At 68.1% G+C, this 14,672-nt stretch carries 12 protein-coding genes; 4 read left to right on the forward strand and 8 right to left on the reverse strand.

What is annotated here, in order from left to right; all coding sequences use genetic code 11:
• From E8A74_RS12355 to E8A74_RS12370, 4 genes are all read right to left on the reverse strand, one after another.
• Positions 1-3,048 carry a TAT-variant-translocated molybdopterin oxidoreductase gene (locus tag E8A74_RS12355; RefSeq protein WP_136929179.1) on the reverse strand — a complete coding sequence of 1,016 codons (3,048 nt, stop codon included), beginning with the start codon at positions 3,046-3,048 and terminating at the stop codon, positions 1-3.
• A gap of 10 nt (positions 3,049-3,058) precedes the next feature.
• Positions 3,059-3,706, reverse strand: coding sequence for a cytochrome c3 family protein (locus tag E8A74_RS12360; protein WP_136929180.1), 648 nt, complete (start codon positions 3,704-3,706; stop codon positions 3,059-3,061).
• 207 nt (positions 3,707-3,913) lie between these two features.
• Entirely contained in the window at positions 3,914-5,347 is a 1,434-nt protein-coding gene (gene gndA / locus E8A74_RS12365) for an NADP-dependent phosphogluconate dehydrogenase (protein WP_136929181.1), read from the reverse strand.
• Between the two features lie 104 nt (positions 5,348-5,451).
• Positions 5,452-6,309 (reverse strand): hypothetical protein, encoded by an 858-nt coding sequence (locus E8A74_RS12370; protein WP_136929182.1) that lies wholly within the window; start codon positions 6,307-6,309, stop codon positions 5,452-5,454.
• Positions 6,310-6,428: 119 nt separating this feature from the next.
• Here E8A74_RS12370 and E8A74_RS12375 point away from each other — a divergent pair, with 119 nt between their 5' ends.
• Positions 6,429-7,136, forward strand: coding sequence for a hypothetical protein (locus E8A74_RS12375; protein WP_136929183.1), 708 nt, complete (start codon positions 6,429-6,431; stop codon positions 7,134-7,136).
• Positions 7,137-7,148: 12 nt separating this feature from the next.
• Here E8A74_RS12375 and E8A74_RS12380 read toward each other — a convergent pair whose 3' ends face one another.
• From E8A74_RS12380 to E8A74_RS12390, 3 genes are all read right to left on the reverse strand, one after another.
• The gene (locus E8A74_RS12380; RefSeq protein WP_136929184.1) at positions 7,149-7,799 is read right to left on the reverse strand and encodes an MFS transporter; all 651 of its coding nucleotides are present in this window, start codon (positions 7,797-7,799) and stop codon (positions 7,149-7,151) included.
• Entirely contained in the window at positions 7,796-9,064 is a 1,269-nt protein-coding gene (locus E8A74_RS12385) for a hypothetical protein (RefSeq protein ID WP_211365343.1), read from the reverse strand. Before E8A74_RS12385 ends, E8A74_RS12380 begins: the two co-directional genes overlap by 4 nt.
• A gap of 151 nt (positions 9,065-9,215) precedes the next feature.
• Positions 9,216-9,596, reverse strand: a complete 381-nt coding sequence (locus E8A74_RS12390; protein WP_170229074.1) for a SpoIIAA family protein — start codon at positions 9,594-9,596, stop codon at positions 9,216-9,218.
• Between the two features lie 329 nt (positions 9,597-9,925).
• Here E8A74_RS12390 and E8A74_RS12395 point away from each other — a divergent pair, with 329 nt between their 5' ends.
• The 3 genes from E8A74_RS12395 to E8A74_RS12405 all read left to right on the forward strand — a co-directional run bounded on the left by E8A74_RS12395 (position 9,926) and on the right by E8A74_RS12405 (position 11,777).
• Positions 9,926-10,270 carry a helix-turn-helix domain-containing protein gene (locus E8A74_RS12395; RefSeq protein ID WP_136929186.1) on the forward strand — a complete coding sequence of 115 codons (345 nt, stop codon included), beginning with the start codon at positions 9,926-9,928 and terminating at the stop codon, positions 10,268-10,270.
• A gap of 238 nt (positions 10,271-10,508) precedes the next feature.
• On the forward strand, positions 10,509-10,850 hold the full coding sequence (locus tag E8A74_RS12400) for a helix-turn-helix domain-containing protein (RefSeq protein ID WP_136929187.1): 342 nt from the start codon (positions 10,509-10,511) through the stop codon (positions 10,848-10,850).
• Between the two features lie 12 nt (positions 10,851-10,862).
• Positions 10,863-11,777 carry a phosphoinositide-specific phospholipase C-related protein gene (locus E8A74_RS12405; protein ID WP_136929188.1) on the forward strand — a complete coding sequence of 305 codons (915 nt, stop codon included), beginning with the start codon at positions 10,863-10,865 and terminating at the stop codon, positions 11,775-11,777.
• On the opposite strand, the gene E8A74_RS12410 is transcribed toward E8A74_RS12405, so the two are convergent.
• On the reverse strand, positions 11,774-14,659 hold the full coding sequence (locus tag E8A74_RS12410) for a COR domain-containing protein (RefSeq protein WP_136929189.1): 2,886 nt from the start codon (positions 14,657-14,659) through the stop codon (positions 11,774-11,776). The genes E8A74_RS12405 and E8A74_RS12410 overlap by 4 nt on opposite strands.
• Positions 14,660-14,672 lie beyond the last annotated feature (13 nt).

The following is a 14,672-nucleotide window of genomic DNA, read 5'->3' on the forward strand; positions in this document are numbered from 1 at the left end:
TCAACCCACCTCCGGGTTCGGGTTCTTGATCATGGCGAGGTATCGAATGCGAGGAATCGTGCCGAGCTCGTGCAAGACGCTGAAGCTGCGCGGCTCGTCGCGCCAGCGGACCATGTCGGTCTCCTTGTGCACGAGCGAGCCGAACCGGATGGCGCGCGTCGGGCACGCGGCTTCACAAGCCGTCGTGACCTCGCCCGGGCGAATGGCGCGGCGCTCGATGCTCGCGTCGATCTCGGCGCGCCGGATGCGCTGCACGCAGAACGTGCACTTCTCCATCACGCCGCGCTCGCGGACCGTGACGTCGGGGTTTTTCTGGAGCGTACGGATGTCGGCGTTGTAGCCGGGCTTCTCCTCGATCCAGTCGAACCAGTTGAACCGCCGCACCTTGTAGGGGCAGTTGTTCGAGCAGAACCGCGTGCCGATGCAGCGGTTGTAGACCATCTCGTTGAGGCCGTCGGGGCTGTGGACGGTGGCGTTCACCGGACAGACGTACTCGCAGGGCGCCTTTTCGCAGTGCTGGCACAACATCGGCTGGTGCAGGACCTCCGGCGCGTCGACTTCGCCCGTGTGATAGGTGTCGATCCGGAGCCAATGCATTTCGCGGCTGCGGAGGACGCCCTCCCTGCCCACGACGGGGATGTTGTTTTCGGCCTGGCAAGCGACGACGCACGCGCTGCAGCCCGTGCAGATCGACATGTCGATGCTCATGGCCCACTGCTCGCCCTTGAAATCGACCGGGGGCAAGATCGAGAGGACGGGGCCCTTCTGCCCGCGGGTGAACCCGGGGTTGTCGCGGTAGGCTTCGAGCGTCGTGGACAGGGCGATCGGCCGGTCGTGAAGCTCCCAGTGTTTTTGCGTCTGCGCGAGGACGTGTTTCTCGCCCGTGGGCCGGAGGGACGCGCCGTCGAGGAACGAGCGGCCTTGGCGGCGGAGGGGCTGGACGTTTTGCCCGACCCCCTCGGCGACGGGCAACCCCGCGCCGCGGCCATACCCGAGGCGCAAGGAAATGGCCCGATCGGCGTGGCCCGCCATGACGAACACCGGCAAGACGACGGTCGTGGCTGGCGGCGGGCTCGTCGTGATCACCTGCATCGTCGGATCGAACCCGGGCAAGGTGATTTCGACGAGGTCATCATTCGCGACGCCGAGCTCGCTCGCCGTGCGGACGCTCATGAGCGCGGCGTTGTCCCAGGTGATCTTCGTCGTGGGATCGGGCAATTCCTGGAGCCAAGGGTTGTTCGCGAAGCGGCCGTCGTGCACTTTCGGATCGGTGTAAAACCCGAGCTCGTACCGACCGGGCGCGAGCGCGGGCACGGCAGCGAGGGTCGCGAGGGCGGCGACGATTCCGGGCGGCGTGATTTCGGCCTGGACCCGCGGGGCCTCGGAGCCGGGCAACGAGCCACGGCGCAAGGTCGCCTCCCACTGCGCCTCGAAATCGGCCTCGCCGAGCATGGTCCGCCATTGGTCGCGCACGAGGGCGTGCGCGCTCGGGTACGTGTCCCCGAGCATGGCCGCGAGGATCTCGGACGCCGCGCGCCCGCCAAAAAGCGGGCGGATGAGCGGCTGCACGACGGAGGTGGTGCCGTCCCCCGCGCGGCCGTCGCCCCACGCTTCGAGGTAATGTGCCTCCGGGACGAACCAGGTCGTCCGCGCGCCGGTCTCGTCCCTATGAAGGCCGAGGGAAAAGCTCTGCCGGACATGGCCGAGCGCAGCGGCGAAATCGAGGTCCCCCGGCGCGGTGTACACGGGGTTGCTCCCCAGGATGACGAGCGTGTCGACGGCGCCGGCGCGCATGTCGGCGACGAGCGCGGTGAGGTCCTGCCCGGCCGTGCCGGGATTCCAGAGAATGGGCTCGGTCATCGAGACCGTGGAGCCGGAGGCGCCGAGGACGGCATTCACGAGCGCGCCCAGGGCATGGACGGGCGCGGGTTGCCGCTCGCCGACGACGACGAGGCCGCCGGGGCCCGCGCGGACGAGGTCCCTCGCAATCGCGCCGACGAGGGCGCGCTCCTCACGGCCGAGGAAGGGGCGGAGCGCCGTGACGATCTCGGGCGAAACCGCCTTGGGAGGCTTGCCGCCGAGGAGGATCTCGGCCGCGAGGGCGGCGGCGAACGTGCCAATCTCGCTCGATCTCCGGCGGAGCTTGTGATCCGCGACGGTGCCCGTGCAGCTCGGCAGGCTCTCGACGACGTAGAGCCGGTTCATCGAGGGCTCGGGCCACCCCGGGCGGCGGCGCTCGGCGAAATGGCGCGAATGCCGCAAATGCATGCCCTGCCCGTCGAGAAAATCCGAATCGAGCGAGACGATGACCGAGGCGTTCCGGAGGTCGAGCTGCGGGACGAGCGGGCGGCCAAAAGCGAGCGTGGACCCTTGCGCCGCAGCGCCCGTGTCGATCGCCGAATGCACGGTGATACGCGCAGCCGGATAGGCCGAGAGGAGGCGGCCGAGCAGGCTCCCGAGGAGTGGCGACGCCGTGGGCTCGATCAGAATGCGGAGCCCGGCCCCCCGATCGGCGCGTGGACGTGCGAGCTCCGTCGCGAGCGCATCCCACGATTGCAGCGCGCCGAGGCGGGTGATGGCCCGCGCGCGGTGGGGATCGTAAAGGCCGAGGATGGACGCCTGCTCGAGGACGCCCGCCGCGCCGAGGCTGGCCGGATGCTCGGGGTTGCCCTCGATCTTGAGGGGCCGCCCTTCGCGGCTCGCGACGAGCAGGCCCGTCGCGAGTCCGTCGAGGGTCATGCTCGTCGCGTAATACCTGGACAGACCCGGCGTGACCTCGGGCGGACGGATCGTGTACGGCAGGATCTTCTCGACGGGATCCTTGACGCACCCCGTGACGCCCGCGAGCGCCATGCTGGCGCCGAGGAGCTTCAGGAAGCTCCTGCGCGAGGGTTCGTCCGGGCGCTCGTCCGCCCCTTCAGGAAACTCCCTTTGCCTGTCCTCCGGAGGCGCCCCTTCGGCGACGAGCTCGGCGAGGCTGCGCCAGTAATCGCGGCCCGTCTTGCCTGCGAGGATCTTCTCCCAGAGCGCGCGTACGTCGTTGCCCAAAGGTGCTCTCCTATCGATGGCAGGCCGAACAGTTGGTGACGCTTCGAACGCCGTATTCGCGGACCAGGTAGGGCCCGAGGGTGCTTTGATCCGCGGCCCTCCAGGTCATGTCGGTGACGCGATCGAGCGGCCGGACGTGCTTCTCCGGCTGCCTGTGGCAATCGAGGCACCACTTCATGCTCAGATCGGCGACCTGGAAGACGCGGCCCATCTCGTCGACGCGCCCGTGGCAACTGACGCACCCGACGCCCTTGTTGATGTGGATCGCGTGGTTGAAGTAGACGAAATCGGGGACGTCGTGGACGCGATTCCACGGGATGGGCAAACCCGAGAAGTAGCTCCGCCGGACGGGCTCGAGCATGGGGCTTTTGTTCCAGACCTGGTTGTGGCAACCCATGCAGAGGTCGGTCGAGGGGATGCCGGCCGTGGAGGATACGGTCGCCTCCCTGTGACAGAAGAGGCAATCGATCCCGTCGTCCTGCACGTGGTGCCGGTGATCGAACTCGACCGGCTGGTCGACCTGATCGAACTGCCTTCGCCAGTTCGGCGTGCGCACCCAGATCATGGGCGTGACGAGGAGCGCGCCGGCGCCGCCCACGAGGCCGATGAGCGCGATCCGGAAGGCCGTATTGGTCCAGGGACGAAAGAGAGCCGCCATCCTCGTGCCTTCTCGGACGTCCGCACGGCGAGCGCGCCGCGGGCGCATCCAGCAGCATTCGATGGGAATCGAGGGGGCGACGTTGCTGCCTTCCGGGGCAGCCGAGCGGCCGCTATGGGGAGCGAGCAGGCAGGCGGGCGAGCGGGGAGGAGCGAAAGCGAGCGGCGGGACGAACGGACGGACGCGGGGACCCCCCCGATCGCCGTCTCAGCCGACGAGGGAGGGCCAGTCGGTGTGCACGGCGCCGAGCTCGGGTTTGTCGATGCGCTCGTAGGTATGGGCGCCGAAATAATCGCGCTGGGCCTGGGTCAGGTTCTGCGGGAGGCGCGACGAGCGGTAGCTGTCGTAATAGGCGAGGCTCGACGAGAACGCGAGGCAAGGAATGCCGAGGCCCTGCGCGAACGCGACGGCCTTGCGGAAGCCCGGCTGCGACTTTGCCATGGCCTCGCGGAACCGATCGTCGAGGAGCAGGTTCGGCAGATCGGCGCGCTTCGCGTACGCCTCGCGAATGCCGTCGAGGAACTGGGCGCGGATGATGCAGCCGCCCTTCCAGATGCGCGCGATCTCGCCGAGCGGCAGGTCCCAGTGGAAGGTGTCCGAGGCGGCGCGGAGGAGGGCCATTCCCTGCGCGTAGGAGCAGATCTTCGCGGCATACAAAGCGTCGTGCACGGCCGCGACGATCTCGTTTTCGTCGCCCTGGAACGCGCCGGTCCGGGGGCCTTCGAGGATCCTCGCGGCCTCGATGCGCTCGTTGTTCCGGCCCGAGAGGAGGCGCGCCATGATGGCGGCGTCGATCGTGGGAATGGCGACGCCGAGGTCGAGCGCGACCTTGGAGGTCCAGAGGCCCGTGCCCTTCTGGCCCGCCTTGTCGAGGATGAGGTCGACGAGCGGCGCGCCCGTCTCGGGGTCCTTGGCGCGGAAGATCTTCGCCGTGATCTCGATGAGGAACGAGGAGAGGACGCCCTCGTTCCAGCGGGCGAAGACCTCGGCGAGGCGATCGGCGGAGAAGCCGAGGCCGCGGTGGAGGATGTCATAGGCCTCGGCGATGAGCTGCATGTCGCCGTATTCGATGCCGTTGTGGACCATCTTGACGAAATGGCCCGACCCGCCGGGGCCCATGTACGTGACGCAGGGGCCGTCGTCGACCTTCGCCGCAATGGCCTCCCAGATCGGCCGGATCTCCTCGTAAGCCGCGCGCTCGCCGCCGGGCATGAGCGAGGGGCCCCATAAGGCGCCCTCTTCGCCGCCGGAGACACCGGAGCCGAGGAAACGAATGCCCGACGCGCCGAGCTCGCGCTGGCGGCGCTCGGTGTCCTCGTACCACGAATTGCCGCCGTCGATGATGATGTCGCCGGGTTCGAGGTGCGGACGGATTTGCTCGACGGTCCAATCGACGGGCGAGCCCGCCTTCACGAGGAGGATGATCTTGCGCGGACGTTCGAGGGCACGCGCGAGTTCGGCCGGGTTGTGTGCCCCGACGAAACGGAGACCCTTCGCGCGCGTCGCGAGCAGGTGGTCCACCTTGTGGGGTTCGCGGTTGTAGACGGCGATGGGAAAACCATGCCGCTCGATGTTGAGGGCGAGGTTCTCTCCCATCACCCCGAGGCCAATGAGGCCGATTTTCGCTTGCGCCGCTTCCATGTCCGCCTCCGATTCCGGGTTCCCTCCCGGGCGGCGCTACTCTAGCAGGTCGCCCGGGAGGTGTCTTCGGTGGAGGACGGCTCCACGCCGAGGGCGAGGGGCGTCTACATGCCGTCGCAGATCGGCGCGGGCGTGGTGCAGGTGCTCGTCGCCATGTCGCAGTCGTTGCCCTCGCACTCCTCGGGGCCCGTGCAGGACGCGCCGTCGGCCTTCTTGGCCGTGCAAACGTTCGTCATGCTGTCACAATACGAGTCCTTGCACCCGCCGAAGCCGCTGCACGCCTCGCCGATGGCCTTCGGCTCCTCGCACATGCTCGACGCGAAATTGCAGTAACCGGTAAGGCAGTCCTCGTCGAACTCGCACGCCGCCCCGGCCGCGCCACGCGGCTGGCATTTGCCGAGCTCCGTATCGGTATCGCCGATGCACACGGAGTCGTCGCTCGCGCACTCGTCATCGCCACTGCAATCGCCGCCGTCGGCCACCTTGCCGAGAAAGACGCTCTGGCATTCGGCGTCTGCCTCGAAAGGATCGCCGTTGATCGCAGAGCAGGATTCATCGAGCTTGGCGAGACAGCTCGCCGCGAGATATTGGTCGTATTCCAGGCGGCCCGCCCCGACGGCCTTCTTCAGGCGCGGGAGCACGAGCATGTCATAGAAGCCCTTGAAGAACTGCGCGCACTCGGCCTCGTTCTGGGGCTTGGGGGTGATCCCCTCGAGCGCCTTGTCCTGTTCAGCCGTCGTGCAACAGGAGTAGACCTGCCCGCAGTACAGGTCAGCGGTCGCGGTGCCGAGGTCGTCGATGGGGATGACGACGTCGCCGCCGCCGCCGCCGCCGTTGCCGCCGTTGCCGCCGCCCCCACCATTGCCGCCGCCGGTCGTATTGTTCGAGTCGTCGCCGCAGCCGATGAGGGAGCCCGCGCCCGCAAGGCAGAGCGCAATCAAGGAAGTCACGAAATGTTTCATGGGTCGTCTCCTGCCCGGGGCCGAGTCCGGAGGGCCGGTCCCACGGGCGACGAGGGGCTAGCACGCAGGAGGCGTGATGGAAAGCCGAAGCAAGAACGAAGGCGTGCTACGCTGCGACGGTGAACTTCCTGCTGCACAGGCACCTCGCGGAGGCGCACACGGGCTCACGCGCGGCCGGCGCGGGCGCAATACTGCCGGACCTCTGGCGAATGGCAGACAGGCGTGTGCGGCCACGCCACGCCGTCGAGGCCGAGGAGCCGCTCGGTGGTCGGCTCGCGGAGGTGCTCGTGGGGATCCGGCACCACGTGGCGGCCGACCATTGGTTTCACGAGAACCGGGTCTTCGTCGAAGGAGAGAAGCTCGTCGCGACGCGCATGCGGGAGGCGGCCCTCGGCGCGAAACGAATGGGGCTGCTCGCGCACGTCATCTGGGAGATGTGCCTGGACGGCGCGCTCCTCCGGCGCGCGGGATTCGAGGCGACACGCGCGGCCCTGGCAGAAGGGTTTTCAGCGATCGAGGGCGATCTCGGTCCCGCGGCGACGATGCACCATTTCAGCGCGCTCGAGCGAACCGCGGAGGAGCGCGCCACGTTCGACGCGCGCATGAAGCGGCTCTGCGCGGAGGTCGAGCGGGGGCCGTGGATCGAGGGATATCAATACGGCGAGGGGATCGCGGTCCGCGTCTCCGGGGTGCGGGCGCGGATCGGGCTCCCGCCGCTCGACGCAGCCGATCACGCGCGGCTCGGGCAGGCGCTCGACGGCGTGGCGCGCGAGGCCGACGCGATTCTGGAGGAGATCCTGCGCGCGCCTTCGCTCCTCGACCCTTGACGTCATAAGCGCTCAGCGGCGCTTGCGCCGCGCGCCCGACTTCCGGAAGGGGAAACGGAAGCGCGGCTTTCGATCGATGGCCTCCCCCTCGCGCAGCCACGCGAACGGGTCGGCGAAGCCGGCCATCCAGGGCAAATGCTTGTAGGCGAGGAAGACGAGCTCGCCGCAATGAATCCCGCCGTCGAGGCGATCCTGCCAGGCGCCGAGAAGACGCGGGTCGAGGTCGGGGTTCGTGGAGAAAAACGTCCCCTCTTCGATGCGCGCGGGAAAACGGAAGCACACGCCGCCGGAGACGCAGACGGGGTGGAAGAGGGCCGCGGCGACCCGCGAGATGGCCGCGGCGCGCTCGTCCTCGGGGAGCGCGAGGACGTCGAGGCTCGGCCGCGCGAGGATGACGAGCGCGAACGAGCGGCCCTCGACGATCGAGAGGCGAAGGCCGTCGACCTCGTATTCATGGCGCAGGAAATCGGGCGCGGCCTTCGTGGCGTGGTGGACCTTGCGCCGGACGGGGCAGGCGGCGTCGTAGGGGCTTTTTCCCTGGGCAAACAGGGTGCGGGCCCAATGCCTCGATTCGGCGAGCGCTTGGCCGGGCAGGTCGTCGCGGCCGTCGAGATCGTCGAAGCCCTCGGATTGCGCGGTTTTGATGTCGTCGAGCCATTTCATGCAACTCGCCTCGCGAAACGACGGAGAAAGGAGCGGATGCGGTGGCGCCCGGGCACGGCCTCGGGCGGCGCCTCGCCGCCCCGGTAACGCCGCACGATCTTCTCGACCCGAAAGCCCTCGTCCGGGAGGAACTCGACCCATACGAGGCCCCAGAAGACCTTGAGGATGTCGTGCTTGGAGGAGAGGACGCCGACGCCGCCGCAATAATAGCGGGTCATGCCGCCGTGCGAGAATTCGAGGCACGCCTCGTACCGGTTGAGGCCGGGGCTCACGCTGCCGTCGGGCTTTCGGGTATGCGAGGGCGGGTAGGTCTTTCCCTCCACGACGGGGCCGTCCACGAGCGCCGCGGAGAGGCGCTTGCCGTCGACGACCCTCGTCTTCGACAAACCCGCGCGGGGGTTTCGTTCCCAGTCGTCGACGAGGGGCTTTTCGCCGCCGCCCTGATCCGGATCGGCCCATACGACGAGCATGCGCGCCTCGCCCGGCGCGCCGATCTGCGCGAGCATGCCGCGGACGAGGCGCACGATGGCCTGGCATTCACCGGAGGCGGCGACGTACTCGACCATCGGCCAGGCGCCGCCGACGTCGTTGAAAAAACGCGGGTGGTCGTAGACCGCGGGCACGTCGGGGTTCGGGAGGAGCGCGTAATACGGGAATCGGCGCAGGAAGCTCTCGACGATCGCATGCGGATCCAGGCTGTTCGCCCGCTTCGCCCATTCCACGGCCTTCGCCACCCTCCGCGGCGTCGCCCCATCCTCCTTGTAGGGCGCCAAGGGCTCGGATCGCGGCGGCCCCAGCGTGATCAGCAGGGGCAGGGAGGTGACGGCAGGCACGACGGACGTGGATTCGGACGCGGACCAGCGCACGTCGAACGAGAGATCGTCGAGCTTGCGCGGCAGCGGAAGGTCGGAGACGAGGGTGACCGAGGACGTGCCGGGAGAGACTGGAATGGTTTGTCGAAACAGGATCCCTCCCGGCCCCTCGCCCTTCAGGGGGACGGGGCCGGGCGTCGCCGCGGTGGTTTCGAGGGTGAGCGCGAGGTGGACCTTTTCGCCGAGCGTATGGCTCACCGGGACACGCGATGCGGCTGTCCACGCGGGCTCGGGGCAGGCCCGATCGGACCAGCGCCAGCCGCTCGGCTCGTCGCAGCCGCGAAGCGTGCCGTGATCGGAATCGACGCGAATCGATTCAATGCGAATGGTGCTTTCCGGCCTCGGCGCGGACGTATCCTCTCCGCGCGGCGGCGCGCCGCTCGGCTCCCCCACGATGGCCTCCCGGGGCGCGAGGCCGAGCCGGAGGAGCCATGATCCTCCGGGCCGCTACGCCGCCCCCACGGGAAACCTCCGGTCGAGCCCCCCCGATCGTCAACTGCCGGGAGGTCGAGCCGAGCCGCGAACGAATGCGGAGATATCGAAATCAGCGGAGGGCCGCGTGCCGCTTCCGCTCTGCTTCGAGGTAGGCGCGGCCTTCCTCCGCGGTATCGAAGAACGCGAGCGGCACGCCGTGCCGCAGGATGGCGTTCGTCGCGCGGTTCAGCATCGTCCCGAGGATGCGTATGGAGAAGGAGGCCCCGATGACGGCGATGCCGCGGACCGCCTTGGCGCCCTTGGCCTCGCGGACGGCCCATACGCGCGCTTCGCGGGTGACCGCGAGCGAGTGCGCGCTGTCGAAGAGGCAATAGACGGCGGGCTCGTCCTGGCTCATCTCGTCGATGCGGTCGTAGAACGCCTTCATGTCGTCGAGGGTGACCTCGCCGGTCCAGCGCACGATGAGGATCGCCCCTTCGCGTTTGGACACATGCGCCCCCATCCTCACGAAGTCGGCATCGATGTTCGCCACGTTGGAACGAGGTTACACGCTGGCGCGTGGTCATGGAAGGAGGGGCGAACCCATGACCAACAATGTCCTACCGCCTGCAATTCGCGCGTGACGAGTTCGTCCAATGGGTGCAAGATGGACGTGTTCGATGGGTTCGGCGCGGCGCGGAGATGTCGCCGGCGCGCCCGATCTCGCGATCACGTCTTTCGGATCGAGGGCGGACGGACGCCCTCGTGAAACCTTGAGATCCCGGCACAGGAGGGCCGGTCGGGGATCCTTTTTCGGATCGACCCGAGAACCACATCATCATGCCGCGACGAACCGTTCCCGAGCCGTTTGCACTGAAGGTGGGCACCCGTATCCGCGAGCTGCGCAAGGAGCGCGGTCTTTCGCTCGGAAAGCTCGCCGACGCCTGTTATCTGTCGAAGGGCCACCTCTCGAGCGTCGAGCACGGGCTCGCTGCGATCACGATCCAGACGATCGAGCGGCTCGCCTTCGGCTTCGGCGTGCCCCCGCTCTACCTGCTCACGTTCGCCGCGGACGACGAGCGCGCGAAGACGGCGGAGTTGCTCCGCGAGATGTCGAACGCCGAGGTGCGCAAGATCCGCCGCCGGATCCAGGAAGAGACCGGCGTCCGCGTCAAGCGGAGCTAGGACGAGATTCGTCCGACCGCGCCCCGCGCGCCGCGTCATGGCGCGCCGGGCGCGGTCGGACGAAGTACGTCCGATCGAGGACCATTTTTCGGTTCTCCGTGCGTCCGAGGACGTGCATAGTAGCTGGCCCGTGTGATCCGGCCGATTCTCGCGGGCGGACCATTTCGACGAACGTTGCGACTTGCCGGCGTGTTTCGCCGGTCGGGCCGCCCTTTGTGGCCCGAGAAAGACGAGGACCATGCCCCGACGATCCGTTCCCGATCCGTTTGCGATGCAGGTGGGCGCCCGTATCCGTGAGCTGCGCCTCGAGCGAAACCTGTCCCTCGCCGCCCTCGCCGACGCGAGCGCGCTGTCGAAAGGCCACCTCTCGAGCGTCGAGCACGGGCTCGCCGCCATCACGATCCAGACGATCGAGCGCCTGGCGATCGGCTTCGACGTGCCGCCGCTCTACATCCTGACGTTCCCGGCCGAGGACGAGCGCGCCCACGTGGCCGAGCTTTTGCGGCAGCTCTCGAACGCCGACGTCAAAAAGATCCGCCGGCAGCTCCAGGTGGATCTCGGCATCAAGAAGGCGCGCTAGCGCTTCTTGCAGATGACGATCCCGTGTACGCTCGGTGGCGTGCACGGGACACGCTTTTCACTTCACGCTTTGCTTTGGACCGCTTCCTTCGGGCTCCTCGCCTGCGGCTCCGGGGATCCGGCGAATCCGGACCCGGGGCCCGAGAAGCCCCCGCCGCCCTCCCAATGCAACGGCCGCGCAGAGCTCTGCGACCGGCCCTTCGACACGATCGCGTTCCCCGCGACGCACAATGCCATGTCCTCGTTCGAGCTCGGCTGGGCCGCGCCGAACCAGAACTTCGGCATGAAACGCCAGCTCGAAGACGGCATCCGCGCGATGCTGATCGATACCCATCGCTGGAACGACGACCTCTACCTCTGCCACTCGATCTGCGAGCTCGGTCATACACTGCTCGTGGACGCGCTCGTCGAGATGCGCGTGTTCCTCGACGCACACCCGCACGAGGTGGTGACGCTCATCATCCAGGATGGAATCACGCCCGAGGAGACGGAGGGCGTGTTCAAAAAGAGCGGGCTCGCAGGTCGCACGTATGCGCACGAGGCCGGCACCCCGTGGCCGACGTTGCGAGAGCTCTTGCTCGACGGCAAGCAGCTCGTCGTGGGCGCCGAGGGCGAGCGTCCGCCGCCCGCGTGGTATCACCACTTCTGGGACATCGCCTGGGATACGCCGTATTCGTTCGAGAGCGTGGATGATTTCAACTGCGCGCCGAACCGGGGGACCCAAGGGAACGACCTGTTCCTCCTGAACCACTGGATCGGCCCGATCCCGACGCCCGAACGGGGCGCGACGGCGAACGCGTACGAGGTGCTGTCGGCGCGGGCGCAACAATGCCAGACGGAGGGCGGGCAGATCCCGAACTTCGTCGCGGTCGATTTTTACGATCTCGGCGCGCTTTTCCAGGTGGTGGACGAGCTGAACCGGTTTTAACTCCGGTACGCCGCAGCGTGCCGATCGCAAAGCCAGAGGGAATGGCCCTCGGGGGTGAGCACTTTTTGTAGGCCGCCCCAGGCGTGCTGCGGATCGAGCGTGTCGAGCAGGCTGCGGAGGACGCGGAGGGACGCCACTTCGAGCTGTTCGAGGCTCTCGGCGCCGGCGACCTCCACGAACGAGAGTTGCCCGGGCGTGTCGGGCGCGAGGTCCGTGTCAATCCTGTGCACGAGCTCCTCCATGCGCCGGATGTCGGTCTGGAAAAGCGCCTCCGCCGGGGAGACGTACTTCAGCACGGAGACGAGGCGCTTCAGGTGGTGCGTGAGCGCGCCGAGCCGCATGGGGCGAAGGGTGGTGCGGTACCGGCCCGCGTCCGCGGTGAGGTGAAAGGCGCCTGGCGCCTGGCAGACGAGGTGGAGCTCGACGGTTTGTCGGAGGAACAGCTCGCCCCAGTCCGTGGCGCCCTCGGGCCGGATCACAAAGACCGCAGGGCAATGGGTCTCGGCGAGGCGCTGCGCGGCCTGCAAGGAGCGGAGAAACTCGCGCTGCACAAGCTCCGTGAGGGCGAGGACGTGCACGCGGTGGTCCTCGTGCTTTCGCTCGTCCCGCGCGCGGAGCGCATCGAGCTCGTGGAAAACGTCGTCCCGCGTCGAGGGGCTCAGGCCAAAGAGCATGCGGCGCACGTCGACGTCGGCGGCGGCCTCGGGGCATTCGATGGAGACGAGAGGCGGGTCGCGTTCGAGGCGCTTCTGGAGCTGTTCGTACTTGAATTCGTGGGAGCAAGGCGCGCCGTCATGCCCAGGGCAAGGGACGAGGCGCGTGATGCGCATGCCGGGGAAACGCGCGAGGGTGAGCTCGAGGCCGTCCTTCAGCAGGGTGAAGAAGTTCTGCGGCGCGGGCCCGCGGACCTCCAACGTGACGACGCCGCCGTGCGGAAAGGCTTGCACGAGGCCGAGGTGGCGCTGGTCGGGGCCGTCGGCGAAGAGGGCGCCCTGGCGGTAATGCGTGTCGGTCGTGAATCGGTGGGTGCGGGCGATGAACCAGGTGGGAATGCCGGCGGGCATGGTGCCATCGAGGACGAAGCGCATCGCGATGCGAGGCGCGCCGAGGCGCTCGCCGAAGCGCGGCGCGAGGCTTTGCGGTTCGTCGTGGGAGAGGCGCTCGACGACGATGCTGACGTCGCGGTTGTCGAGGGTGCGGTAGGAGAGGTCGAATTGCTCCATCAAGCGGAGGAGGTGATCACGGAGGTAAGGCTCGATGTCGGACCAGACCTCGCGCATCTGCTCGCGCGTGAAGATGCCGCGGCGCTCGATGACGCCCTCGCAGGCGAGGACACGGCTGATGGAGGCCGTGACCCAGTGCGGGTCGAGCAGGACGATGTCGTCGAGCTCGGGGTTGTCCTGGAAATAGAGGATGTCGCCGAGCTCGTGGAGCCAGCGGGCGAGGATCGCGGCGCTCTCGCCAAGGGCGCCCTTCTGCGCCATGGTCTGCCAGAGCTTTTTCGGCGTGATGTGGTTTCCGCCGAGGGCGCGGACGGCGTTCGCCGCGTCGAGCCAGGCGCGCGGCCAGCGCTCGCCCATGAGCGGGAGCTTGGCGGCGACCTCGCGGATCTTTTGCCGCAGCTCGTCGATGCCCACGCGTGTTTTGTTGCTGACCGTGATTTGCTCTACGATTTGCGGGTATTTCTGACGAAGCTCTTTGAGCGGGAGATCGGCCGAGCGCTCGTCGACCTGCGTGGCGACGAGGAGGACCGGGGATTCGGGGGCGCGGGCGCGGATGGTGTCGAGCCAGTAGTAGAGCCGGCCCTGCTCGTAGCCGAGGCGTGCATTCCAGACGAGGACGAAGAGGGAGCGGTTCGTCAGGAAGAACTGGTGCGTCGCGTGGTAGATCTGCTGGCCACCGAAGTCCCAGGCGTTGAGCTGCATGGTGATGCCGGGCTCGGTCGCGTGGGGCATCACGAGAGGGCGGACGTCGATGCCGTGGGTCGTGGATTCTTCGGGGTTGAACGATTCGTCGCGGAGGGCGCGGAGGAGGGAGGTCTTTCCGACGCCGCCTTCGCCGACGACGAGGAGCTTGGAGACCCATTGGCGCGCGCCGGCGCGGTATTGCTCGCGGAGGTAGGTGAGGAGGGCTTCGTTGCCCTGGGCGACGAGCTCGGGCGGGAGGTGCGGGAGCGGGGCGCCGTCGACGAGCAATTTTTCGAGCTTGGGGAGCGTGGCCAGCTCGACGGGCAAGGTCTCCAGCGGGACGCCCTGGAGCGACAACGTCTGGAGGCTCGGCAGCCGCGTGATTCGTTCATCGAGGTGCCGAAGGGCGTTGTCGTCGAGGCGCAAGCCCGTCAGGTTCGTGAGCTCGAAGATCCAAGGCGGAATTTCCTCGAGCCCACAACTGGCGACGTCCAGGGATTCGAGGCGCTTCAGGACGGCGAGATTGGGCAGGGCTTCGCGGCGCGCGAGCCCCGCGCAAAGGAGGGTCCGGAGCCTCGCCAGCCGGAGGACGCAGGCCATGTCCCCCGTACCATTGTGGCTGATCGCGAGCGTCTCGAGCTCCGTGAGCTCCGCGAGCTCCATCGGCAGGGCGCGGATCCGGTTCCGTGAAAGGATCAACGTGCGCAAGCTCCGGAGCGCGCTGATCGTGCGGGGGAGCTGTCCGATTTTGTTGTTCTGGAGCGCGAGCCCCCGCAACGTCGTGAGCCCGAGGACCTGCGTCGGGAAATCGGTAAGGCGATTGCCCGAGAGATCGAGCGTCTTCAAACGGGAGAGCCGCGTGAGATCCAGCGGCACCGCGGCGAGCTTCAAATTCGAAAGATCGAGCGACTCGTGCCCCTGCTCCTCCGCGATCCGAATCCGCCGCCGCGCCTCCTCGAACCCCTCGCTCGCCATCTTCCCCCTCCCC

The sequence above is a fragment of the Polyangium fumosum genome (genome assembly GCF_005144585.1).
Lineage (GTDB): Bacteria > Myxococcota_A > Polyangia > Polyangiales > Polyangiaceae > Polyangium > Polyangium fumosum.